Annotated in this window: 23 protein-coding genes; 13 read left to right on the top strand and 10 right to left on the bottom strand. The window is 71.5% G+C overall.

Features of this window, described 5'->3' with window-relative positions; all coding sequences use genetic code 11:
• Nucleotides 1–18: 18 nt before the first annotated feature.
• The 3 genes from OG352_RS01625 to OG352_RS01615 all read left to right on the top strand — a co-directional run bounded on the left by OG352_RS01625 (nt 19) and on the right by OG352_RS01615 (nt 2,592).
• Nucleotides 19–939 carry an aldo/keto reductase gene (locus tag OG352_RS01625; protein WP_329213523.1) on the top strand — a complete coding sequence of 307 codons (921 nt, stop codon included), beginning with the start codon at nt 19–21 and terminating at the stop codon, nt 937–939.
• A 131-nt stretch (nt 940–1,070) separates the two neighbouring features.
• The gene (locus OG352_RS01620; protein ID WP_329213521.1) at nt 1,071–1,469 is read left to right on the top strand and encodes a VOC family protein; all 399 of its coding nucleotides are present in this window, start codon (nt 1,071–1,073) and stop codon (nt 1,467–1,469) included.
• 52 nt (nt 1,470–1,521) lie between these two features.
• Nucleotides 1,522–2,592 carry an adenosine deaminase gene (locus tag OG352_RS01615; RefSeq protein ID WP_329213518.1) on the top strand — a complete coding sequence of 357 codons (1,071 nt, stop codon included), beginning with the start codon at nt 1,522–1,524 and terminating at the stop codon, nt 2,590–2,592.
• Here OG352_RS01615 and OG352_RS01610 read toward each other — a convergent pair.
• Entirely contained in the window at nt 2,574–3,089 is a 516-nt protein-coding gene (locus tag OG352_RS01610) for a mycothiol transferase (RefSeq protein ID WP_329213516.1), read from the bottom strand. The genes OG352_RS01615 and OG352_RS01610 overlap by 19 nt on opposite strands.
• Before the next feature lie 25 nt (nt 3,090–3,114).
• Entirely contained in the window at nt 3,115–3,996 is an 882-nt protein-coding gene (locus OG352_RS01605; RefSeq protein WP_329213514.1) for a LysR family transcriptional regulator, read from the bottom strand.
• 110 nt (nt 3,997–4,106) lie between these two features.
• Between OG352_RS01605 and mgrA the strand changes: the two genes are divergently transcribed.
• The gene (mgrA, locus tag OG352_RS01600) at nt 4,107–5,099 is read left to right on the top strand and encodes an L-glyceraldehyde 3-phosphate reductase (RefSeq protein ID WP_329213512.1); all 993 of its coding nucleotides are present in this window, start codon (nt 4,107–4,109) and stop codon (nt 5,097–5,099) included.
• Here the strand turns inward: mgrA and OG352_RS01595 are convergent.
• Nucleotides 5,089–5,382 (bottom strand): DUF1905 domain-containing protein, encoded by a 294-nt coding sequence (locus tag OG352_RS01595; RefSeq protein WP_443072128.1) that lies wholly within the window; start codon nt 5,380–5,382, stop codon nt 5,089–5,091. The genes mgrA and OG352_RS01595 overlap by 11 nt on opposite strands.
• A 701-nt stretch (nt 5,383–6,083) precedes the next feature.
• On the opposite strand from OG352_RS01595, the gene OG352_RS01585 reads away from it, so the two are divergent.
• The 4 genes from OG352_RS01585 (at nt 6,084) to OG352_RS01570 (ending at nt 10,480) form a co-directional block, all read left to right on the top strand.
• Entirely contained in the window at nt 6,084–6,494 is a 411-nt protein-coding gene (locus tag OG352_RS01585) for a hypothetical protein (protein WP_329213505.1), read from the top strand.
• Nucleotides 6,495–6,563: 69 nt separating this feature from the next.
• Nucleotides 6,564–8,903 (top strand): ABC transporter ATP-binding protein/permease, encoded by a 2,340-nt coding sequence (locus OG352_RS01580; protein ID WP_329213503.1) that lies wholly within the window; start codon nt 6,564–6,566, stop codon nt 8,901–8,903.
• A 9-nt stretch (nt 8,904–8,912) separates the two neighbouring features.
• A complete protein-coding gene (locus OG352_RS01575; RefSeq protein WP_329213501.1) occupies nt 8,913–9,494 on the top strand; it encodes a hypothetical protein in 582 nt (193 codons plus the stop codon).
• On the top strand, nt 9,494–10,480 hold the full coding sequence (locus OG352_RS01570) for a serine/threonine-protein kinase (RefSeq protein WP_329213499.1): 987 nt from the start codon (nt 9,494–9,496) through the stop codon (nt 10,478–10,480). Before OG352_RS01575 ends, OG352_RS01570 begins: the two co-directional genes overlap by 1 nt.
• Nucleotides 10,481–10,484: 4 nt before the next feature.
• Here OG352_RS01570 and OG352_RS01565 read toward each other — a convergent pair whose 3' ends face one another.
• Nucleotides 10,485–11,759 (bottom strand): streptophobe family protein, encoded by a 1,275-nt coding sequence (locus OG352_RS01565; RefSeq protein WP_329213497.1) that lies wholly within the window; start codon nt 11,757–11,759, stop codon nt 10,485–10,487.
• 213 nt (nt 11,760–11,972) lie between these two features.
• On the opposite strand from OG352_RS01565, the gene OG352_RS01560 reads away from it, so the two are divergent.
• Complete coding sequence (locus OG352_RS01560; RefSeq protein WP_329213495.1) at nt 11,973–13,370, top strand: DUF6777 domain-containing protein; 1,398 nt, start codon at nt 11,973–11,975, stop codon at nt 13,368–13,370.
• A gap of 121 nt (nt 13,371–13,491) precedes the next feature.
• On the top strand, nt 13,492–13,944 hold the full coding sequence (locus tag OG352_RS01555; RefSeq protein ID WP_329213493.1) for an ATP-binding protein: 453 nt from the start codon (nt 13,492–13,494) through the stop codon (nt 13,942–13,944).
• A 24-nt stretch (nt 13,945–13,968) separates the two neighbouring features.
• Here OG352_RS01555 and OG352_RS01550 read toward each other — a convergent pair whose 3' ends face one another.
• Entirely contained in the window at nt 13,969–14,856 is an 888-nt protein-coding gene (locus tag OG352_RS01550; RefSeq protein WP_329213491.1) for an RNA polymerase sigma factor SigF, read from the bottom strand.
• A gap of 202 nt (nt 14,857–15,058) precedes the next feature.
• Here OG352_RS01550 and OG352_RS01545 point away from each other — a divergent pair, with 202 nt between their 5' ends.
• On the top strand, nt 15,059–15,478 hold the full coding sequence (locus OG352_RS01545; RefSeq protein WP_329213489.1) for a helix-turn-helix domain-containing protein: 420 nt from the start codon (nt 15,059–15,061) through the stop codon (nt 15,476–15,478).
• 21 nt (nt 15,479–15,499) lie between these two features.
• Here the strand turns inward: OG352_RS01545 and OG352_RS01540 are convergent, their stop codons facing one another.
• Nucleotides 15,500–16,102: a ClpP family protease gene (locus tag OG352_RS01540; protein ID WP_329223657.1), complete on the bottom strand. Its 603-nt coding sequence runs from the start codon at nt 16,100–16,102 to the stop codon at nt 15,500–15,502.
• A 2-nt stretch (nt 16,103–16,104) separates the two neighbouring features.
• Nucleotides 16,105–16,743: an ATP-dependent Clp protease proteolytic subunit gene (locus OG352_RS01535; protein WP_329213487.1), complete on the bottom strand. Its 639-nt coding sequence runs from the start codon at nt 16,741–16,743 to the stop codon at nt 16,105–16,107.
• Between the two features lie 194 nt (nt 16,744–16,937).
• On the opposite strand from OG352_RS01535, the gene OG352_RS01530 reads away from it, so the two are divergent.
• Nucleotides 16,938–17,420 carry a VOC family protein gene (locus OG352_RS01530; protein ID WP_329213485.1) on the top strand — a complete coding sequence of 161 codons (483 nt, stop codon included), beginning with the start codon at nt 16,938–16,940 and terminating at the stop codon, nt 17,418–17,420.
• A gap of 111 nt (nt 17,421–17,531) precedes the next feature.
• On the opposite strand, the gene OG352_RS01525 is transcribed toward OG352_RS01530, so the two are convergent.
• The 3 genes from OG352_RS01525 to OG352_RS01515 form a co-directional block, all read right to left on the bottom strand.
• Nucleotides 17,532–18,410, bottom strand: coding sequence for a geranyl diphosphate 2-C-methyltransferase (locus tag OG352_RS01525; RefSeq protein ID WP_329213483.1), 879 nt, complete (start codon nt 18,408–18,410; stop codon nt 17,532–17,534).
• A gap of 101 nt (nt 18,411–18,511) precedes the next feature.
• Nucleotides 18,512–19,564 (bottom strand): family 2 encapsulin nanocompartment cargo protein terpene cyclase, encoded by a 1,053-nt coding sequence (locus OG352_RS01520; protein ID WP_329213481.1) that lies wholly within the window; start codon nt 19,562–19,564, stop codon nt 18,512–18,514.
• Between the two features lie 106 nt (nt 19,565–19,670).
• Complete coding sequence (locus tag OG352_RS01515) at nt 19,671–21,125, bottom strand: family 2B encapsulin nanocompartment shell protein (protein WP_329213479.1); 1,455 nt, start codon at nt 21,123–21,125, stop codon at nt 19,671–19,673.
• Nucleotides 21,126–21,438: 313 nt separating this feature from the next.
• On the opposite strand from OG352_RS01515, the gene OG352_RS01510 reads away from it, so the two are divergent.
• Nucleotides 21,439–22,239 (top strand): VOC family protein, encoded by an 801-nt coding sequence (locus OG352_RS01510; protein WP_329213477.1) that lies wholly within the window; start codon nt 21,439–21,441, stop codon nt 22,237–22,239.
• Nucleotides 22,240–22,271 lie beyond the last annotated feature (32 nt).

Raw genomic sequence — 22,271 nt, 5'->3', positions numbered from 1 at the left:
GCGTGCGAAACTGCACGGATGACCACCGAAGCGATCACCGCGGACGCCGCGGGCACCTGGCACATCGGCGACCTGACCGTCCGCCGCGTCGGCTTCGGCGCGATGCGGCTGACGGGCAGCGCCGCCTTCCACCTCGGTACGTCCAGCGACCGCGACCGCTCGATCGCCGTCCTGCGCAGGGCGATCGACCTCGGCGTCGACCACATCGACACCGCCGCCTTCTACTTCTCCGCCCTCCGCTCCGCCAACGAACTGATCAACAGCGCGCTGTCCCCGTACCCGGACGGCCTGCTCATCGCCACCAAGGTCGGCCCCTTCCGCGACTACCGGGGGGAGTGGGGCACTTCGGCCCGTCCCGAGGATCTGCGCGGCCACGTCGAGGAGAACCTGCGCCAGCTCGGCCGCGACCACCTCGACCTCGTCTACCTGCGCCGGATGCGCCAGGAGTCGATCGCCGAGCACTTCGGCGCCCTGGCCGAGCTGCGCGAGGAGGGCCTGATCCGCCATCTCGGCCTCTCCGCCGTCGAGCCCCGCCACCTCGCCGAGGCGCAGGCCATCGCCCCGGTGGTGAGCGTGCAGAACCGTTACGGGCTCGGCGACCACGACCCGGCGGCCGAGGAGACCCTCCGCCTCTGCGGCGAACAGGGCATCGCCTTCGTCCCGTTCTACGCCATCGCCGGCGACGCGGGCCCCGAGGGCGCGACGACCGCCCACGACGACGCCGTTCTCGCCGTCGCCCACGCCCACGACACGACCCCCGCCAAGATCCGGCTCGCCTGGACCCTCAGCCGGGGCCCTCACGTCCTGGCCATCCCCGGCACCGGAAACCCCGACCACCTGACCGAGAACGTGGCCGCCGGCGCCCTCCGCCTCACGGACGAGGAACTCGCCCGCCTGAACACGGCCCACCGGAAGGCCGGTCGGACACCCGGGGACTGACGTGCCCGGGAACCGGCTCGCCCCGGACGGCACGCGGCAACCTCCAGGACCACGCAGCCCCGCAGACGACTGGCGTCCAGGGAGTTTTACGTATAACCTCACCCGTCAATCGCACCTCCCGAAAGGCCCCGATGAGTCGTATCGCCCTGGTCACCCTCGTTGTCGACGACTACGACGAGGCGATCCGCTTCTACACCGAGGCGCTCGGCTTCCGGCTCGTCGAGGACGAGTCGCGGCCCGACGGGGCCCGTTGGGTCGTCGTACGGCCGGGTGCGGGCCAGGACGGGACCGGGCTGCTGCTCGCCCGGGCCAAGGACGACGCCCAGCGCGCCCGGATCGGGGACCAGACCGGCGGACGGGTCGGGTTCTTCCTGCACACCGACGACTTCGCCGGCGACCACGCCCGGATGCGCGCCGCCGGCGTGACCTTCCTGGAGGAGGCCCGCCACGAGCCCTACGGCTCCGTCGCCGTCTTCGAGGACCTGTACGGAAACCGCTGGGACCTGCTCCAGCCCGCCACCACCGCCTGAGAACCACCTGAACCACCTGAACCGCCTGAACCACACGCCGAGGAACACGCACATGACCGCGCTCCACATCGACACCGACACCCTCCGCCGGCTCCCCAAGGCCGTCCTGCACGACCACCTCGACGGCGGCCTGCGCCCCGCCACCGTCGTCGAACTCGCGGACGCGGTCGGCCACACGCTGCCCACCACCGACCCCGACGAGCTCGCCGCCTGGTACTTCGAGGCCGCCAACTCGGGCGATCTGGTGCGCTACATAGCCACCTTCGAGCACACCCTCGCCGTCATGCAGTCCCGCGAGGGCCTGCTGCGCACCGCCGAGGAGTACGTCCTCGACCTCGCCGCCGACGGCGTCGTCTACGGCGAGGTGCGGTACGCCCCCGAGCTGATGCTGAACGGCGAGCTGACGCTTCCCGAGGTCGTCGAGACCGTCCAGGAGGGCCTTGCGGCCGGTATGGCGAAGGCCGCCGCCGCCGGAACCCCGGTCCGTGTCGGGACCCTGCTGTGCGGCATGCGCATGTTCGACCGCACCCGGGAGAGCGCCGACCTCGCGGTCGCCTTCCGGGACGCGGGCGTCGTCGGCTTCGACATCGCCGGCGCCGAGGACGGCTTCCCGCCCGCCGACCACCTCGACGCCTTCGCCCACCTGCGCCGCGAGAACGTCCCCTTCACCATCCACGCCGGCGAGGCCCACGGCCTGCCCAGCATCCACCAGGCCCTCCAGGTGTGCGGCGCCCAGCGCATCGGCCACGGCGTGCGCATCACCGACGACATCGTCGACGGCAAGCTCGGCCGCCTCGCCGGATGGGTGCGCGACCGTCGTGTCGCGCTGGAGATGTGCCCGACGTCCAACCTCCAGACCGGGGCCGCCACCTCCATCGCCGAGCACCCGATCACCGCTCTGAAGGACCTCGGCTTCCGTGTCACCCTCAACACCGACAACCGGCTGGTCTCCGGCACGACGATGACCCGCGAGATGACGCTGCTGGTCGAGGAGGCGGGCTGGACCCTCGAGGACCTGCGCACGGTCACGGTGAACGCCCTCAAGAGCGCGTTCATCCCGTACGACGAGCGCAGGGCCCTCATCGAGGACGTCGTCCTGCCGGGTTACGCCTCCGCGCTCTGAAGCAGCCCGCGGACGTAGGCCGCCTGGCCGACGTGCTCCAGATCGTCGGCCAGGACGCTGACCAGCCGTACGCCCAGCGTGACCGGCGGATCCCAGCGCACGTCCACGACGCGCTCCAGGTCCGCCGCCGTCAGCTCGCGCAGCGCCTTCAGGGTCTGCGCGTGCACGGCGTCGTAGTACCCGGTCAGCAGGATGCCGTCGGCGACCCGTACCTTCGCGACCTTCGCCGCGCTGTGCCCGTACCCGGTGTCCTGGCGCGGCAGGTCGAGACCGAACCGTTTCTCCCAGTCCTGCGTCAGCCACACCTGGTCGCGCTCGAAGGCGTCGGCGAGGTGGTCGTCCTGGACCCGGGTGAGATGCCAGACCAGCCAGGCGATCGAGTTGGCGTCGGGGGCGGGCCGGGTGTTGAGGCCGTCGGGGTCCAGTCCCTCCACGGCGGCGTGGACTTCTTCCTGGATGCGGTTGTACCCGTCGATGAGAATGTCCTTGGCATGCATACGTCCACCATGGCGCAGCCCGCGCTCACGCGCTCCCCGTTTCCAGCAGCGCCATGAGCGCCCGGGCCGCCGGGCTGGTCGCCTGCGGGGGCGGGAGCAGGGCGACCGTCTCGTAGGCCGCCTCGCCGGTGCCCTTCAGGGGCAGTGCGGTGAGCGCCTCGCGCTTGTGCCGGAAGTGCCGCGGTACGACGGCGACGCCGAGGTTCTCGTCCACCAGGTCCAGCAGACTGTGCACGTCGTTGACCTCCAGGGCGACGGTGCGCCGCACCCCCGCCCCGGCGAACGCGACGTCGGTGGCACGCCGAGGCCCCCAGTCCGGGTGGAAGTCGACGAACACCTCGCCGGCGACGTCCTCCGGCGTCAGCGCCGCCGCCCCGGCGAGAGGGTGGTCGGGATGGCACAGCACGTACATCGGCTCGGTGGCCAGCGGCGCGCAGCGGAGCTGGTCGGTGTCCGGCTGGGTGCGGTAGGCGAACGCCAGGTCGAGCCGGCCGGCCGCCACCTCCTCGCCGAGCGCGCCCGAGCCGGTCTGCCGCAGCCGGATCTCCACCTCCGGGTGCCGCCGCCGGAACGCCGCCAGCAGCCCCGCCACATGCACCCCGGCGATGCACTGCTCGGTGCCCACGGAGAGGGTGCCGCGCACCACGCCCTGCACGGCGGCCACCGCCTCGTGCGCCGCCCGCACCTGCGCCAGGATCCGCTGCGCCTCGGACAGTAGCGCCCGGCCCGCCTCCGTCAGCGTCACCCGCCGGGTGGTCCGTACGAACAGCGGAGCGCGCAGCTCCCGCTCCAGCGCGCGGATCGACGCCGACAGGCCCGACTGGGAGACCATCAGGCGTTCGGCGGCCCGGGTGAAGTGCTGGTCCTCGGCGACCGCGACGAAATGCTGAAGGTGGCGCAGTTCCATGATTGAGAAGCCTAGCCGCTCAATTCCATCGGATTCTTCTGTTGGACCGCTGTACGGCCCTCGGGAACAGTGGACCCGGAAGACCGTGAGCCAACCCTGATGGAGTCGCGTTGTACACCGCACACCCCGACCGTTACGCGGACATGCCCTACCGGCGCACCGGACGCAGCGGCCTGAAGCTCCCCGCGCTGTCGCTCGGACTGTGGCACAACTTCGGCCCGGACCGCCCGGTGGACACCCAGCGAGCCATCCTGCGCCGCGCCTTCGACCTCGGCGTCACCCACTTCGACCTGGCCAACAACTACGGCCCGCCGCCCGGCGCCGCCGAATCCGCGCTGGGCGAGGCGCTGAAGGCCGACTTCGCGCCCTACCGCGACGAGCTGGTCATCTCCACCAAGGCCGGCTACCTGATGTGGCCCGGCCCGTACGGCGAGTGGGGCTCGCGCAAGTACCTGCTGTCCTCGCTCGACCAGAGCCTGACCCGGATGGGCCTGGACTACGTCGACATCTTCTACTCGCACCGCCCCGACCCGGAGACTCCCCTCGAGGAGACGATGGGCGCCCTGCACACCGCCGTCCAGCAGGGCAAGGCGCTCTATGTCGGCGTCTCCAACTACTCCGCCGAGCAGACCCGCGAGGCCGCCCGCATCCTCGGCGAGCTGGGCACCCCGCTGCTCATCCACCAGCCGCGCTACTCGATGCTCGACCGCCGCCCGGAGAGCGGGGGCCTGCTCGACGCGCTGGACGAGCTCCAGGTCGGCTCGATCGTGTTCTCGCCGCTGGAGCAGGGCCTGCTGACCGGCCGCTACCTGGACGGCATCCCGGAGGACTCGCGCGCGGCGAGCGACAGCCCGTTCCTGAACTCCGACGCGCTGACGGAGGAACTGGTCGGGAAACTGCGCGCCCTGAACGAGCTTGCCCGGTCCCGCGGCCAGTCCCTGGCCCAGCTCGCCCTGGCCTGGGTGCTGCGCGGCGGCCGGGTGACCTCCGCGCTGGTCGGCGCGAGCAGCGCCCGGCAGATCGAGGACAGCGTCGGCGCCCTGGCCAACCTGGACTTCGAGGCCGGGGAACTGGCCCGGATCGACGCGGTGATCAACGGCTGAGCCGCTCCGTCAGGCGGACGGTCACCGGGTCGCCCTCCCGCTTTCCGATCGCCTCGCGCACCTCGGCCTTGACGGGGAGTTTGTGGGTGCCGTCCCCGAGGGCCATGAACGAACTCCGGAACGGGTGTCCGTCGACCGTCCCGCGGATCTTGACCAGTCCGCGGGTGCCGAAGAATTCGACGGACTCCGGCCAGACGACATAGGTCCAGCCGCCGGCCGCCGGGCTTTTCCGCAGGACGGCCGTGAATTCGGCATTCAGCATTCCGTTTGTGTCCGTGTTCATGCCGGTGTTCATGCTCTTGTTCGTGCTCGCGATGCCCTCCGCACGCGGTGATCCATTCGGCGATCTCCTTGGTGATCCCTTTCCGGGTAGACCGCTGCGCACGGAGGAATTCATCGCGGTCCGGGCCTCAGGATCCGGTGGGCACCCGGTCGAGGAATCCGAGGACGGCGGTGATCCGGTCCTCGGCGTCCGGCGTGATGACGTCGGATCCGGCCACCGGCGCCGATCCTCCCGCCGAAGTCGGCCGGGGGTCCCCCCTCTGGGGGACGGTCCGCCCGCCGTTCACTGCCCACGCTGCGTGAACAGCCTTGGCCAAGGCATCGGGCTCCCGTGCGTTCCAGGCCTCGAAGGAGCGGGCGACGGGATTCCCGTAACGGGCGGTGTTCGCGGACATGGGAAATCGGCCTCCAATGAGGTCATCGATACTGGTCAGAACCCGGATCCTGGTTTTCGCCGATCCGGTGTCACCGCCTTGCCCGCGCCCGCCGCCCGGGTCGATTACCCGTCGGGTAATGGCGACGCGCCCCGAGGTCCGCATTGTTTCGGCCATGAGTGGCGCCGAGTATGCCAAGAGACTGTCCGGAAAGTAATGGTGACAGTGTTTCATTAGTGAACATACTCGAACGTCAGGGGCAGTTCACTCAGAGGAGTCGCACGGAAAGCGAGGCACCACCGGCAAGCGAGCACCGGGGGAGAGGGTCGTGCACGACGAATTCCTGTGCCATGTCACCGCGTACGGAGTCTGTGACGGCCGCCGCATCGGCGTACCGCTCGGCACCTACCGGGCGCCGACGCTGGCGCTCGCCCTGTGGTGGCTGCGGGACCGGGCCTCCTGGATGGCCGAACGGCTGGATCCCCGGCCCGAGAGCGAGCACATCCCGGCGGGCGCCCTGGTCCCGGTCGCCGACACCGTGCCGGACGTGCCCGCGCTGCTGCGGGCCTGGTGCGCCGACGTGGTCCGGCAGGAGCTGGTGGCCGACGAGTTGGCGGGCGGGCGGCTGGTGCGGATCGCGCTGAGCGACGAGACCACCGAGTACGAGCTGCTCGCCGAGTCCGTCGACGCGCTGCGCATGCAGCGGACGGTCCCGGCCCTCTTCGTCCCCGTCGGCTGACGCCGGCCGCCCGCCCGGTCACGGACCGCCCGTCGGGCGCACATGGGTGCGAATCGATAGAATTCGGTCATGGTTGAGCGGCCGATCTCCTCGACTGAGCCCGAACTCGTGCTGGAGACCGAGACGGGCACCACCGTGCTGATCCCGGGCCACGACTACCACGTCGGCCGGGATCCACTGAGCGACATCGTCATCGACGACACCCGCGTCTCCTGGCACCACGCGGTACTGCGGCCCGACGGCGCCCACTGGACCATCGAGGACGAACACAGCACCAACGGCACCTACGCCGACGGCCGCCGCGTCCACGAGTGGGGCGTCGGCCCCGGCACCGTGATCCACTTCGGCAGCCCGTCCGACGGGCCGTACGCCGCCGTGTCCGGCCGTCCCGCGCCCACGCCGCAGCGCCCGTCGGCCGTCTCCATGCCCGCCCTGACCGGCACCTTCCGCCGGCCGACCTCGGTACGGCCGCTGTCCTCGCGCACTGTCCGCATCGGCCGCGCCACCGACAACGACCTGGTCGTCGACGACCTGATCGTCTCGCGCCGGCACGCCGAACTGCGCGGGCTGCCCGACGGCGGCCACGAGATCGTCGACCTCGGCAGCCACAACGGGACCTACCTCAACGGCCTGCCCGTCACCCGCGCCCCGCTGGACCCCGGCGACATCGTCGGCATCGGCCACTCGGCGTTCTGCCTGGTCGGCGACGAGCTCCAGGAGTACGTCGACACCGGCGAGGTCTCCCTCGACGTACAGGACCTGACGGTCGCCGTCGACCGCGGCCGCAAGGTCCTCCTCGACGACGTGTCGTTCCCGGTGGGGGAGAAGTGCCTGCTGGCGGTCGTCGGCCCCAGCGGCGCCGGCAAGTCCACCCTGCTGAACGCCCTCACCGGACAGCGCCCCGCCGACCACGGCACGGTCGTGTACGACGGCCGCGACCTCTACCGCGACTACGCCGAGCTGCGCCAGCGCATCGGACTGGTCCCGCAGGACGACATCCTGCACGCCCAGCTGACCGTGCGCAGCGCCCTCGTCTACGCCGCCGAACTGCGCTTCCCCCAGGACACCGCCAAGGCCGAGCGCCGTGCGCGGGTCGAGGAGGTCATCCGCGAACTGGGTCTCGAGCAGCGCGCCGACCAGCCCGTGCACAGCCTCTCCGGCGGTCAGCGCAAACGCGTCAGCGTGGCCCTGGAGCTGCTGACCAAGCCGTCGCTGCTGTTCCTGGACGAGCCGACCTCCGGCCTCGACCCCGGCATGGACCGCTCGGTGATGCACATGCTGCGCGGCCTCGCCGACGACGGCCGCACCATCATCGTCGTCACCCACAGCGTCCTCAGCCTCGACGTCTGCGACCGGTTGCTGGTGCTCGCGCCCGGCGGCAGGATCGCCTACTACGGGCCGCCCGAGGACGCCCTCGCCTACTTCGGCTTCGAGCAGTGGCCCGAGGCCTTCGAGGCCTTCGAACGCGACCAGGACCGGGACTGGGCGGGGGAGTACCGCGAGTCCCCCTTCCGCCGGCAGTACGTCGTCAACTCCAGCGAGCAGCCCCCGCTGCCCCGCTCCGGCCCCGTGGTCATGCCGCCGCCGCCCCGGCCCCGCAGCCGGGGCGCCCAGCTCAGCACCCTGGTCCGCCGCTACACGGCCGCGCTCGCCGCCGACCGCACCTTCCTCGTGATCATGATCGCCCTGCCGTTCGTGATGGGGGCGATGGCCCGCGCCCTGGCCGGCGGCAAGCTCGACCAGGAGCATGTGATGGACGCGCTGCTGATCCTGTGCGTGGGCGGCGTCCTGACCGGCGCGGCCAACGCCGTGCGCGAACTCGTCAAGGAGCGCGTGATCTACCAGCGGGAACGCGCCGTCGGCCTGTCCAGATCGGCGTACCTGCTGTCCAAGGTCGTCGTCCTGGGCACGATCACCGTCGTGCAGGCGGTAGTGCTGACCCTCGTCGCCCTGCTCGGCGTCGACCTCAACGCACCAGGCGGCGAAGGCGTGTTGATGCCACCGCTTGCCGAGATCACCGTAGCCGTCGCCCTGTTGGCGTTCACGGCGATGATGCTCGGGCTGCTGGTCTCCGCGTTCGTGCGCAAGGAGGAGGTGACGATGCCGCTGCTGGTGCTGCTCGCCATCGTCCAAGTGGTTTTCTGCGGCGCCCTGTTGAAGCTGCACGGCGTGCCCGGTCTGGAGCAGGTGTCCTGGCTCGTGCCCTCGCGGTGGGCGTTCGGCGCGATGGCCGGCACCCTCCAACTGGCGCGGATCGTGCCCGGGGACAAGACGAGCGATCCGCTGTTCGAGCACTCGGCGGGGGTGTGGCTCCTCAACATCGGGATGCTCCTCGTGCTGTCGCTGGCCTGCGGGTTCGCGGTCTCCCGGCTGCTGCGCCGGCATGAGCCCGCCGTGATGCGGAAGTAGGGGCGGCCGATGACGACTCCCGGATTCCGGCCCACGCACGTCGTCCCCCAGCACGGCATGCCCGCCTGGGACGCCCCCGACCCGGCCCGCCCCACCGTGCCCCTCGATCCGCTGCTGCCCGTCCGGCTCATGGAGCGGCGCGGCGACTGGGGGCGCGTGCTGTGCTCCAACGGCTGGTCGGCCTGGGTCGACGGCCGCCACCTGGTCGCCGTCCCGCAGGACCCGCCCCGCTCCGACGGCCCCCTCGCGCACGCGGCCGACCCGCGCCCCCTCCTGGGCCGCGCCGAACAGGCCCTCGCCCGCTACCGGGCGGCGGTGGAGGAACTGGCCGACGGCGGCCTCGACGGCGAGTCCTTCCGCCGCCGTACCCACGGACTGCGGATCGGCGTGGTCGTCGACGGCGAGGACGTGTGGCTGTACGATCTCGCGCGCAGACAGTGGGTGTACGGCGACGGCAGCCGCCTCAGCACGTACGCGACGGACGAGGCCCCCGACGCGCCCGACGCGAGAGGCCCGGACGGCCCGGACGGCCCGGCCGCGGACCAGGACTACACCGCCACGCGGATCGTGGACCTCGACGGGGGACCCTGATGTCACACGGCACGAGCCCGTTCTCCGGCCGGGCCTCCGAGCTGATCGGCCGCCAGGTCGCCGGCTACCGCATCGAGCGGGAGATCGGACGCGGCGGCATGGCCGTCGTCTACCGCGCCCGTGACCTGCGCCTGGACCGGACCGTCGCGCTCAAACTGCTCGCCCCGGAGCTGGCCCGCAACGACACCTTCCGCAAGCGCTTCACCCACGAGTCGCGGGTGGCGGCGGCGATCGACCACCCGCACATCGTGCCCGTCTTCGAGGCGGACGAGACCGACGGGGTGCTCTACATCGCCATGCGGTACGTCGACGGGAGCGACCTGCGCCAGCTCCTGGACCGCGAGGGCCCCCTGCCGCTGCCGACGGCCGTCCGCATCGCCGCGCAGGTCGCCTCCGCGCTGGACGCCGCCCACGAACACGGACTGGTCCACCGGGACGTCAAGCCCGGCAACATCCTGGTGTCCCGGGGCACCGACAGCGACCACCCCGAGCACGTCTACCTCACCGACTTCGGCCTGACGAAGAAGTCGCTGTCGCTGACCGGGTTCACGACGGTCGGACAGTTCGTCGGCACGCTCGACTACGTCGCCCCCGAGCAGATCTCCGGCCGCCCGGTCGACGGCCGCTGCGACGTCTACGGCTTCGCCTGCGTGGTCTACGAGTGCCTCGCGGGCCGCCCGCCCTTCCTCCGCGACGACGACATGGCCCTGCTCTGGGCCCACCAGAACGCCGACCCGACCCCGCTGACGGAGGTCCGCCCCGACCTCCCCCCGTACCTCGACGCGGTGTTCGCCCGGGCCCTCGCCAAGAACCCCGAGGCCCGCCACCCCACCTGCGCCGCCTTCGTCGCCGAGCTGAGGGCGAAGGGCGGCGGCGGGCACCGGGCGGTCCACCCGCCGACGGAGCTGGTCGCCACCCCGGCGTCGACGCCCACGCCGACGCCTCCGCGCTGGGCGCGGCCGGTCTTCCCCGGCGACCGGCACTGAGCCGTCAGGCCACCAGGGGTTGTGTCCCGCCCCGGCGGCGCAGCAGCCCCGCCAGCAGCCCGCCCAGGAAACCGGTGACCAGCCCCCACAGCGCGGCGAAACCGAGCGCCGACCACACCTCGGGGCGCAGGAACAGCTCCCCGGACAGATTGCCGCCCAGGTCGCCGATGCCGAGCACGGAGAGGCCGAAGTGCGCGGAGATCCGGCCCACCAGACAGACCATCAGCACCGTGAGCACCAGCGCGACCGCCATGTGCACGGCGTGCTGCCAGGCGCGCATCCGGGGCGGTGAGTGGGCCGCCATCGAGAACGCGGCCGCCAGCAGCAGCACCGCGTTCACGACTACCAGCCACCACACGCGGCCGTCGTGCTCGGCGAGCGTGCTCAGGTTCAGCGCGGCGGTGTCCCGGCTGCGCAGCACCTCGTCCAGCACATGCGGCATCGGCAGCCCGAACGGACCCTCCACCCGGCCGTTCCAGGTCGCGCCCAGCCCGATCGTGAACGTCAGCCACATCAGGTTGGGCATGCCGAGCAGCACCACCGCGAGGGTCTCGGTGGCGTGCCCGCGGGTCGCCGCGACGACCAGCGCGGCGACGACGCCCAGGGCGACCCAGGCGAGCAGCAGCACGACCATCGCGTGCGCGGCCGGCCGTACCGACTCCTGGAAGCGCAGCAGCCGGGCCGGCAGCGGAGCCCCGCGCGAGACCAGCAGCGCCAGCGCCAGCACCCCGGCCAGCCACAGCAGCCCGATCACCAGGGTGAGCGGCACGTCGGTGGTGAAACCGACCTCGGGGCTGACGTCGAACAGTTCACCCAGGTCGCTCAGCGTGTCGTCACCGAGGGAGAGCTTGAAGGTCTGGCGCGCGGCGAGGGCCAGACCGAGCAGACCGAGGAGCCACACGACGGCGATCCGGGCCGCCCACCAGGCCAGCTCCGCCGCGCCGGCCACCGCCCGGTGCCGCAGCGGCCGCAGGAATCCGGCACCGACGACGAGTACGCCCACCAGGGTGACGGACAGCGGGATCACCGTCAGACCGGCCTGCGTGTCGGCGAGCCCGCCGGCGCTCCCGGAGACCTCGACCGTGCCGCCGACGGCCGTGACGACGGTCGCCGCGACGACCCGGGGGTAGGCGCCCTGCGGCAGGTCCGAGGCGCCGGCCGCCCACAGTCCCAGCGCGGCCACCACCCCCATGGCGATCAGCCCGGCCAGTGCCGCGGCGACCGCCTGCACCCAGCCGTGGCGGGAGACTGCCTGGTCATAGGGGGTGTGGGAGCTCACCCTGCCCACGCTAAGCAGCGCCGGCGGAGCGCGCTCGTCGGGAGGGGCCGGGGGAGGGGCCGTCGGCGTCCGGCTTGCGGGCGGCGCCTGATCGGAGCACACAATGGGTGCGTTGCGGAATAAAACGGCGCATTTCGACCAGGCCGGTCGGATCGGTCGCATCGGTCACCCGGTCACGTGAAGCGCCGCGGTAAATCCACGTCGGGAGTGCTCGTGAGTGTCGAACCTCCGTCTTCCGGCCGCCCGTCGGAACCGCCCACGGAACCCACGGGGCGGCCCACCGGGCGACCGGCCGGCCCGCCCTCCGGCCCGCTGTCGGGTCCCTCCCAGCCGCCGCCCTCGGGCCCGCCGTCCGAGCCGCCCGTCGGCGACTCCCCGGGGGGCGGCGGTGGCTGGGAACCGCGCCGGCCCTGGTGGAAGTCCGCGCCCCGGGTCGCCCTGATCACCACGGCGGTCGTGGCCGCGACGGCCCTCGCCCTGGTCCTGACCCTGCCCGGAGGCGGCGGCTCGAACCAGGCGGCCGGCGAGGTCTTCATGCAGCCGGCCGGCGACCCCGGACCGGACAGCTTCACGGGCGAGAACGCCGCCAAGACCAGCTCCGCGTCGCCCGCCTCCGTCGCCCCGCAGGGCTCCGCCCCGCCCGGGAACACCGTCCCCGGGGTCAGCGGCGGGCAGCCCGGACTGTACGGCGGCACCCTCAACGTCTCCAGTTGCGACGTGGCGCTGCAGATCAAGTACCTCCAGCAGGACCCCGCCAAGAACAAGGCGTTCGCCTCCGTGGCCGGCGTCGACCCCGCCCAGGTCCCCGGCTACCTGCGCTCCCTCACCCCCGTGCAACTGCGCCTGGACACCCGCGTCACCAACCACGGATACCGTGACGGAGCCGCCACCACCTATCAGGCGATCCTGCAGGCCGGCACGGCGGTCATGGTCGACGGGCGCGGCGTCCCCCGGGTGCGCTGCGCCTGCGGCAACCCGCTGACCCCGCCCGTCGCCCAGCAGTCCGGGTACAAGCGGACCGGCCACACCTGGTCCTCGTACAGCCCCTCGACGACGGTCGTGGTCAACGCCTCCGTGAAGGTGGTCAACGTCTTCGTGCTCTACGACCCCCACCCCGGCCACCACTGGATCGCCCGCCGGCCGGGCGGCGACGTGCACCACGACCGGCCCACCCGGCCGCCGGCGAAGCTGACGCCGTCCATCACCGTCAGCACCCCGGGCATGCCGACGTGCGTCTCGCCGCCCACCGGCGCCGCGACCGGTAAGCCGACGGGCTGCGTGCCGCCGTCGTCCGGGTCGTCCTCGAAGTCCCCGGGCTCGAAGTCCCCGTCCAAGGAATCCCCGTCCAAGGAATCCCCGTCCACGAAACCGCCGTCCTCCGAGTCGCACAGCTCCGAGCCCCCGAGTTCCCGGCCCCCGAGTTCCGAGCCCCCGTCCTCGGAGCCGCCGTCCTCCGGGTCCAGGTCCGAGGAGTCCGGGCTCTCCGAGCCGCCGAGCTCGCTGTCCGAACTCACGGACGAGCCGGAGAGCTCCCTCTCCTCGCTCTCGCAGGCCCCGCCGTCGGCGGGCGTCACCAGCCGGACGTCGTCCGCCCTCTCACCCGCCGTGTGAGCAACCCCATGGCCGTCGCCCGGACAGGGTGACGGCCGACGGGGACTGCGCGGCGCGGCACGGGGTACGAGCACAGGTGCACAGCAGCGTCCGGCCAGTCCGGCCTCCGAGAGAGAAACGCATGATCGAGCACCTGGACGGGGCAGTGGTACCGACCGGCTTCGACGTACCCGTGGAACCCCTGCGGCGGGCGGCGCACTACACCGGTGAACCCGGCTGCATAGCCGAGGCCCGTTCCTTCGCCGCCCACTTCGTCGACCAGCTCAGAACGGAATGGTGCGCCACGATCGGCGACCGAGCGAGCGGGGACGTGCTCCTGGTCGTCAGCGAACTGGTCACCAACGCCGACCGGCACAGCAACGGGCCGTACATCCTGGAACTGGAGGGTACGGACGACGCGGTCACGGTGTGCGTGTACGACAGCAGCGACGCGCTGCCCCTGCGCTTCCCGAAGGACCCCCGGCGCATCGGCCGGCACGGTCTGGAGATCGTGCACGCGCTGGCGGCGGAGGTCACCGCCGAGCGCGTGCCGGTCGGCAAACGCGTCCGCGCGCTGCTCAGGTTCGGCGGCTGAGCCGTCGGGCGCAGGCCAGGGCCGTCAGGCGCAGCCCAGTTCGCCCAGCATCCCCTGGCGCAGCCGCGTGATGATCCGCTTGATCAGCCGGGACACGTGCATCTGGGAACAGCCGAGCCGTTCGCCGATCTCCGACTGGGTGGCCTCCTCCACGAACCGCAGGTGGATGATCTGCCGGTCGCGCTCGCTGAGTTCGGCCATGAGCGGGGCGAGCGAGTGGAAGTCCTCGACGAGCCGCAGCCCGTCCTCCTCCACGCCGATGAAGTCCGCGAGAACCGACTCGCCGTGCTCCGGGCCGTCGCCGGTCAGCGCCGCGTCGAGCGAGGAGGAGTTGTAGCCGTTGGCGGCGATCTGCGCCTCGACCACCTGGTTCTCCGCGAGGTTCATCAGCGTGGCCAGCTCCGCCACCGTCGGATCCCGGTCCAGCCGGCCGGCGAGTTCGTCCCGGGCCTTGGCCAGCTCGACGCGCAGCTCCTGCAACCGGCGCGGCACGTGCACCGCCCAGGTCGTGTCCCGGAAGAACCGCTTGATCTCACCGACGATGTACGGCAGCGCGAACGACGTGAACTCCACCTCGCGCGAGATCTCGAACCGGTCGATGGCCTTGATCAGGCCGATCATCCCGGTCTGGACGATGTCCTCCATGTCGTCCCCGCGACCGCGGAACCGGCCGGCCGCGAACCGCACCAGGGACATGTTCATCTCGATGAGCGTGTTGCGCGCGTACTGGTAGTCGTGCGTGCCCTCTTCGAGTACGGCCAGCCGCTGGAAGAACTGGCGGGACAGCTCCCGTGCGTCGCGCGGAGCCACGCTCCGCGGTGCCTCGATTCCCGGCAGCGGTGCGCCGTCCGTGCTGGTCACGGGGGTGCTCTCGACGGCCTTGGCCTCCGACCGGATCACGGCGGTCTGCATTGCCTCTCCCTCGAATCCCTCGAACGTCACGGCTTGGCGTCTGCTGTTCTCGGTCCGTGAGCGGACACGAACACACGAGCCCGCTCAGGGGGCGGGTACCCGATCCGGGCCGACCCATGCGTGCGGGATTCCGGCACGGATTCCACCGAGGGCGCAACGCCGGGCCCCTTCCGGTCGCGGGCCGCTCTTCTAGGCTGGTCAGGTGAGCGACCAAGCGCCGAACCAAGCCCGTGTGATCCCGCTGCGCCCGCCTGCCGAGCGCCCGGGCGACACCGCCGCCCCCGCCGCCAGACCCGCCGCGCGCGAGCCCCTGTGGCGCGACCTGGTCGGAGACGTCCTGCGCCGCGAACGCCAGGCGCAGGAGCGCACCCTCAAGGACGTCGCCGACTCGGCCCGCATCTCCATGCCGTACCTCTCGGAGGTGGAGCGCGGCCGCAAGGAAGCCTCCTCGGAGGTCCTCGCGGCCGCCGCCCACGCCCTCGGCCTGAGCCTGGGCGACCTGCTGGGCCGGGCCCAGGGAGAGCTGATCCGGCTCAGCAGCCGCCACTCCGGCAGGAGCCACTCCAACAGGAGCCGTGCGACGACGAGTTCGTCGTACGACGGACTCTGCCTGGCCGCCTGACGACCCGCGCGGGCCGGCGTCTCACACGTTCACGAGACGCCGGCTCAGCACCTCGTCGGCCAGCCCGTACGCCACCGCCTCCGGTGCGGTGAACACCTTGTCGCGGTCCATGTCCGTGCGCAGGGTCGCCAGGTCGTGGGGGGTGTGGCGGGCCAGTACCTCCTCCACCTGGGCGCGGATACGGACCATCTCCTTGGCCTGCAGCGCCAGGTCGGACACCGTGCCCTGGCGGCCGCCGCTGGCCGGCTGCCCGAGCAGCACGCGCGCGTGCTCCAGCACGAACCGGCGGCCGGGATCCCCGCCCGCCAGCAGCACGGCCGCCGTCGACGCCGCCTGCCCGACGCAGAACGTCGAGATCGGCGCCTGCACGAACGTCATCGTGTCGTAGATCGCCATCAGTGAAGTGAACGATCCGCCCGGGGAGTTGAGGTAGATCGAGATCTCGCTCTCCGGGGACGCCGACTCCAGATGGAGGAGCTGCGCGATGACGACGTTGGCGACCCCGTCGTCGATCTCGGTGCCGAGGAAGATGATCCGCTCCGACAGCAGCCGGCTGAAGACGTCGTAGGACCGCTCGCCCTGCGGGGTGCGCTCGACGACGTTCGGAATCGTGTAGGTGCCCATGGTCACAGCCCCATCCGTCGCTTGGAGGCGGCCGGGCGGACGTCCGCGAGGGACTCCACGACCCGGTCCACGATGCCGTACTCCCTGGCCTCCTCGGCCGTGAACCAGCGATCGCGGTCGCCGTCGCGCGAGATGGTCTCCGGGGTCTGACCGGTGTGCTCGGCGGTGATCCGCTCGATGGTCCGCTTGGTGTGCTCCAGGTTGTCCGCCTGGATCTCGATGTCCGACGTGGTGCCGCCGATCCCGGCCGACGGCTGGTGCATCATGACGCGCGCGTTCGGCAGCGCGTACCGCTTGCCGGGCGCGCCGACGCTGAGCAGGAACTGACCCATGCTGGCCGCGAAGCCCATGGCGAGCGTCGAGACGTCGTTGGGGATCAGCCGCATCGTGTCGTAGACGGCGAGCCCCGCGTGCACCGACCCGCCCGGGCTGTTGATGTACAGGGCGATGTCGGTGCGCGGGTCCTGCGCCGACAGGATCAGCAGTTGCGCGCAGACCCGGTTCGCGGAGACCTCGTCGACCTGGGTGCCGAGCAACACGATGCGCTGGTCGAGCAGTTGGGCGGCGAGGTGGTCGTCGAAGCGGGTGGACGCGGTGTCGCCCTCCTCGGCGCGGGGAGCGAGCGTGGTGAGTGGAGTCATCGGTTCTCCTCGTCGTGGCGTGACTGCCGTCGACCCCACTCTCGGCCTCCGGCGGCGCCCGAAGGCGGTTTCTCTGCCCGCGGCAGATTCGCCACGGGCAGAGCGCATTCGGATTAATCCACGGCCCGGGCGATGAGTTTCGGGGCGGACGGCGGTCGACACTGATGACCGCGTTCCACGCCCAGGAGGTATTCATGACCACCGACGGATTCACCACGTGTCTCTGGTTCGACGGCCAGGCCGAGGAAGCCGCCCACCACTACGTGTCGATCTTCAAGAACTCCGAGGTCGGCGACGTCACCCGCTACACCGAAGCAGGTCCGGGCACCGCCGGGTCCGTGCTCACCGTGGAGTTCACGGCGAACGGCCAGAAGTTCGTCGGGCTGAACGGCGGCCCGGAGTTCAAGTTCAACGAGGCGATCTCCTTCCAGATCCACTGCGCCGACCAGGAGGAGGTCGACTTCTACTGGGACAGGCTCCTCGAGGGCGGCGGCGAGCCCGGCCCCTGCGGCTGGCTCAAGGACAAGTACGGCGTGTCCTGGCAGGTCGTCCCCGCCGCGCTCATGGCCATGGTCACCGGCGGCGACTCCGAGAAGGCCGCCCGCGCCATGAAGGCCATGCTCGCGATGGGCAAGCTCGACATCGCCGCCCTGCAGAAGGCGTACGACGGGGCGTAGGCGGCACCGGTCACCGGCGCGGGGCCGCGCCCGACGGGACTGGGCCGGCGAGATCGCCGGAGCCCGGTCCCCGCCCCGTTGAGATCCGGCCTCGTTGAGATCCGGTCTGGTTCAGACCCGGTCGGCCGCGATCAGCAGGTACTGGAAGCTGCCGTTGCGGTAGGCGGTGAGGAAGGTCTCCTCGATGCCGGTGACCAGGTGGTCGGCCTGGCTGCGCAGCTCCCAGTAGGGGATGGCCGCCTCCGTGAGGTCCTCCACGTGGACCGGCACCAGCCGGTTGCGGGCCAGCGCCTGGAAGTAGGCCGAGCGCGGGTGGATGTCGCAGATGTAGTGGGCGTTGATGAGCGACACCTCGCGCGAGGCCTGGCCGTAGGTGTCGTTGTAGCAGCCGGTGACGACGACATACCGTCCGCCGCGGCGCAGTAGCCGGGCGTGCTCGGCGAACAGCAGGTCCAGCTCGACGTACATGGTCGACTCGTTGTTCCACGACGCCGCGTACGCGCCGGTCTCCAGGCCGGTGTCGAGCATGTTGCGATGGTGGTAGCGCACCTTGTCGTCGATGCCCCGCTTGCGGGCCTGTTCGTTGGCGAACCCGGCCTGCTTGGCGGAGATGGTGACGCCGTCCGCGTGGCAGCCGTGCCGCTGGTTCGCCACGACACTGCCGCCGCCGCGACCGCACCCGGCGTCGAAGACCCGGTCGGCGGGGGTGAGCCGGCCGAGCCGGGCGGCCAGCAGTTCGGCTTGGGCGTGCTCCAGGCGGTGCAGTTCGGCGGTGACCCGCGCGCGGCGCAGATCGGCGTCGGGCTCGTCGAGCACGGTCCAGTCGGCCGCGCCGACGCCGTAGTGATGGTGGTAGAGGTCGTCGATCCTGCCGAGTTCGAGGTTGACCGGGTTCTCCTCGGCGTTCCAGTAGTCCGCGACGCGGTTCTGGTACGTGGACTGGGTCGGCAGCGGGACGGTCGTGGCGATGGCGTCCGGGGTGATGGTCAACGGTGGCTCCTCGTGCTGCGATGCGTGACGGTGCTGCTCTGCATGACGGTGCTCGGTGGGTGACGGTGCTCGGTGCCGACGGGGTGTCAGGAAGGCGGCGGTCACCAGTAGTCGGGCAGGTGGTAGCGGTGGGTGTTGGTGGCGTGCCACTCGTGGTTGCCGGCCACCCAGTCCGCCAGGCCGCGCGTGTAGCGCTCGATGAGCGGCGAGGTCGCGGCGAGCAGGGCGGACTCCTCCTCGAACGCCGCCATGATCTGGTTGTGGATCCCGACCGACTTCAGGTACGCGGCCTTCAGACCGCGCCGGTCGTTGGCGGCGACGACCTGCGGCAGGTTGAGATGGGTCGGGTCGCCGGCCAGCTCCTTGGTGAAGGAGTACAGGTCGTTGACGATGGTGGTGGCGTTGCCGGCGAGCGCCGTGACGCGCTGGATCTCGGGGCGGGCGTAGAGCGCCTCGGGCAGTTCGTAGCCGTCCACCGCGTCGACGACCGACAGACACGGCCGGAAGTTGTTGAACTGCCGCATCACCAAGTACTCCCACACCCGCGGCACGTACCGGGTCTCCCCCCAGGCCGCCTCGGCGAGATAGCCCAGGTGCAGCCGGGCGATGTCGTGCACGAACCGGTCCGTCTGGCTGGGCGTGGCGAGGACGGCGTAGTCCTTCAGAGCCCAGTGGTACGCCCGCAGCGGGCCGTCGGCCTGCATCCCCTGCGTCCACTCCGCCTGGAGGTCGGGCGGGCCGTGGTAGGGGTCGAGCGCCGACTGCGACATGACCAGCCGGCCGCCGAGCCCGCTGCGCGAGCCGCCCTTGTCCTCGTCCTCCTCGCAGTAGCAGTTGTCGACGATGTTCTCGGCCAGCAGCAGTTTGCCGGCGACCGTGAGGCGTTCCAGGTCGGCCGCGCACGGATGCTGGAGCACCACCGCGCGGCCGAACTGGAACCCCGCGAAGTCCCCGTTCCAGGCCGCCGGGAACAGATCCAGGCCGCGGGCCCACGCCTCCAGCCTGCGGTCGATCTCCGCGGCCTGCTCCGGATCGGCGGGCGCGGCCTGCCGGTACCTGAGGCCCGGGATCGCCCCGCCGCGCCGGGCCCGCACGCTCGCGGCGAGATTCGGCGGACCGGGCAGCGCACTCCCGGCGCTCGGGGGCGCACTCACCGCGACCTCCCCGCCCGCACTCGACCCGCCCGTACTCGACCCGCCCGTACTCGACCCGCCCGTACTCGGCCCGTCCTCACTCGGCCCGTCCTCACTCGGCCCGTCCTCACTCGGCCGTCCGGCCGACCTGGACGTTCTCCAGGACTCCGGCCGCGTCCGGCACGAGGACGGCCATCGAGTAGTACGCGGTCACGAGGTAGCGGATGATCGAGTTGGCGTCGACCCCCATGAACCGTACGTTCAGGCCGGGTTGGAACTCCTCCGGGATGCCCGTCTGGTACAGGCCGACGACCCCCTGGTCGGCCTCGCCGGTGCGCAGCGCGAGGATGCTGCTGGTGTGCTGCGGGCTGATCGGGATCTTGTTGCACGGGAAGATCGGCACCCCGCGCCAGGCCGGGATCTCGTGCCCCTCGACGGTGGCCGTGCCGGGCACCAGACCACGCCGGTTGCACTGCCGGAAGAAGGCCGCGATCGCCTTGGGATGGGCGAGGAACAGCTTGGTCCTGCGCCGCATCGACAGCAGCTCGTCCATGTCGTCCGGCGTCGGCGGGCCGGTGAACGTGCTGACGCGCTGGGAGTAGTCGGCGTTGTGCAGCAGCCCGAACTCCCGGTTGTTGACCAGCTCCCACTCCTGCCGTTCGCGGATCTCCTCGACGGTCAGCCGGAGTTGCTGCTCGGTCTGGTTCATCGGGTGGTTGTAGAGGTCGGCGACCCGGGTGTGGACCTTCAGCACGGTCTGGGTCAGCGACAACTCGTACTCGCGCGGCGAGAGTTCGTAGTCGACGAAGCCCGTCGAGAGCGTCGGCTCTCCGGTGTGGCCGGCTTGTAGCGGCAGGTCGGCCTCGCCCTTGCGGTTCATCGGCAGCCGCTGCCGTGCCGCGTAGGCCTCCAGATGGGCCGCGAGGGACGGCACCCGCCCCATGAACTCCCGCAGCACGTCCCACGGCAGCGCCAGCAGCACGCCCGAGGTCTCCGCGCGCACCGAGCTCAGCCACAGCGGGTCGTCCTGCCCGACGGCCTCGTCGCCGAGCTGGTCGCCGCCGGAGACGACCCCGACGATCTCCTCCTCGCCGTACTTGCCGGCGGTGAAGCGGGCGAACCGGCCGTGCACGACGAGGTACGCCTCCGTCACCGGCTGCCCGGCCTCGAAGACGACCTGACCGGCCCGGACCTCCCGCACCCGGAAGCGGGCGGAGAGCTCCGCGAGGGCGCCGTTGTCGGAGTAGCCGCGCAGCACGGGCAGCTCGGTGAGGGTCTCCGGGATGACCCGGACGTCGTCCCCGCCGTTCTGCTCGAACTGCACCCGGCCCCGGCCGACCCGCAGTTGGAGCCGCCGGTTGACACGGTAGGCGCCGCCCTTGATGTCCACCCAGGGCAGCATCCGCAGCAGCCAGCGCGAGCTGATGGCCTGCATCTGCGGTTCGGACTTGTGGGTCGTGGCGAGCTGACGGGCCGCCCGGGTGCTGAGACTGGTGAGCTGCCCGTCGGTGGAGGCGGCGGCGGAAGGGCCGGGTTCGGGTTCGTCGAGAGCGGGACCGGTGGCGCTGTCCGGTGTGGACACGTTCCCTCCAGGAAGGTGCGCGGAGCTGAGCGGACGGGTCGTGAAGATCGGTACGGTGATCCGCGGCACCAGCCAAACACCCTGAGTGACGGGTGGGTACGGCGTGAAGGGGGCGGTTTCGCGCCCTGGAGGTGCAAACCTGCCGGATGGGGCGGACGGCGCCGCGTGTGTGCCAACACTCCCGCCATGTGCTCCCACGCGCCGTTGCGCCCATGAGTAACTCTCGGTGACTTCCGTGTTCGGCGGGCGAGTCGACCGCCGGGTGACTAGCGTGAGGAACCGGACAATCCATCTCATCGGGAGGGCCGTCGTCATGGCCGTACGACCAGAGGGAGCCCCTTGTTGGGCCGACGCGATGTTCAGCGACCTGGAGGGCGCCAAGAGCTTCTACGGCGACGTCCTGGGCTGGACCTTCGGCGAGGCGTCGTCGGAGTACGGGAACTACACACAGGCCTTCGTCGACGGCAAGGCGGTCGCCGCGGTCGTCCCGCCGATGCCCGGCCAGGAGGGCCAGTCGCAGTGGTGCCTGTACTTCGCCTCCCCGGACGCCGCCGCCACCGCCGCCAAGATCCGTGAGAACGGCGGTGAGGTGCTGATGGAGCCGATGCAGGTAGGCGAGTTCGGCACGATGTGCCTGGCCCGCGAGCCCAGCGGCGCCGTCTTCGGCGTATGGCAGGCGGGCGTCCACGAGGGCTTCGAGGCGTCGCCCGAGCAGCCCGGCGCGTACTGCTGGGCCGAGGTCTTCACCCGTGAACCGGCGAAGACGGACACGTTCCTGCCGGCCGTGTTCCCGTACACGGCGAAGCAGATGCAGGACGACAAGGTCGACTTCCGGCTGTTCGAGGTCGGCGGCGACATGGTCCTGGGCCGCATGAAGATGACGGAGGAGTTCCCGCCCGAGGTGCCGTCGTACGTCAACGTCTACTTCACCGTCGACAACTGCGACGACGCCGTGGCCAAGGCCACCAAGCTCGGCGGCGTCCTGCGCTTCGGCCCGATGGACACCCCGTTCGGCCGGTTCGCCGCGATCAGCGACCCGCAGGGCGCGAACTTCTCGGTGATCGACGTCACCACCACCGAGGGCGACATGCCGCAGACCAAGGACGTGTCCTAGCCGACGGAGTCCTGACGCCGGGCCGGGCGTCC

It is taken from the genome of Streptomyces sp. NBC_01485 (assembly GCF_036227125.1).
Taxonomy (GTDB): Bacteria; Actinomycetota; Actinomycetes; order Streptomycetales; family Streptomycetaceae; genus Streptomyces.
This window is presented reverse-complemented; position numbering and strand designations above follow the sequence as displayed.

Excerpts from the sequence above, each read along its gene's own strand:
- OG352_RS01620 (WP_329213521.1), top strand. The coding sequence starts at position 1,071 with ATGAGTCGTATCGCCCTGGTCACCCTCGTTGTCGACGACTACGACGAG.
- OG352_RS01535 (WP_329213487.1), bottom strand. The coding sequence starts at position 16,743 with ATGACTCCACTCACCACGCTCGCTCCCCGCGCCGAGGAGGGCGACACC.
- OG352_RS01615 (WP_329213518.1), top strand. The coding sequence starts at position 1,522 with ATGACCGCGCTCCACATCGACACCGACACCCTCCGCCGGCTCCCCAAG.
- OG352_RS01610 (WP_329213516.1), bottom strand. The coding sequence starts at position 3,089 with ATGCATGCCAAGGACATTCTCATCGACGGGTACAACCGCATCCAGGAA.
- OG352_RS01555 (WP_329213493.1), top strand. The coding sequence starts at position 13,492 with ATGATCGAGCACCTGGACGGGGCAGTGGTACCGACCGGCTTCGACGTA.
- OG352_RS01575 (WP_329213501.1), top strand. The coding sequence starts at position 8,913 with ATGACGACTCCCGGATTCCGGCCCACGCACGTCGTCCCCCAGCACGGC.
- OG352_RS01625 (WP_329213523.1), top strand. The coding sequence starts at position 19 with ATGACCACCGAAGCGATCACCGCGGACGCCGCGGGCACCTGGCACATC.
- OG352_RS01580 (WP_329213503.1), top strand. The coding sequence starts at position 6,564 with ATGGTTGAGCGGCCGATCTCCTCGACTGAGCCCGAACTCGTGCTGGAG.
- OG352_RS01530 (WP_329213485.1), top strand. The coding sequence starts at position 16,938 with ATGACCACCGACGGATTCACCACGTGTCTCTGGTTCGACGGCCAGGCC.
- OG352_RS01540 (WP_329223657.1), bottom strand. The coding sequence starts at position 16,102 with ATGGGCACCTACACGATTCCGAACGTCGTCGAGCGCACCCCGCAGGGC.
- OG352_RS01595 (WP_443072128.1), bottom strand. The coding sequence starts at position 5,382 with ATGAACACGGACACAAACGGAATGCTGAATGCCGAATTCACGGCCGTC.
- OG352_RS01605 (WP_329213514.1), bottom strand. The coding sequence starts at position 3,996 with ATGGAACTGCGCCACCTTCAGCATTTCGTCGCGGTCGCCGAGGACCAG.
- OG352_RS01570 (WP_329213499.1), top strand. The coding sequence starts at position 9,494 with ATGTCACACGGCACGAGCCCGTTCTCCGGCCGGGCCTCCGAGCTGATC.
- OG352_RS01510 (WP_329213477.1), top strand. The coding sequence starts at position 21,439 with ATGGCCGTACGACCAGAGGGAGCCCCTTGTTGGGCCGACGCGATGTTC.
- OG352_RS01550 (WP_329213491.1), bottom strand. The coding sequence starts at position 14,856 with ATGCAGACCGCCGTGATCCGGTCGGAGGCCAAGGCCGTCGAGAGCACC.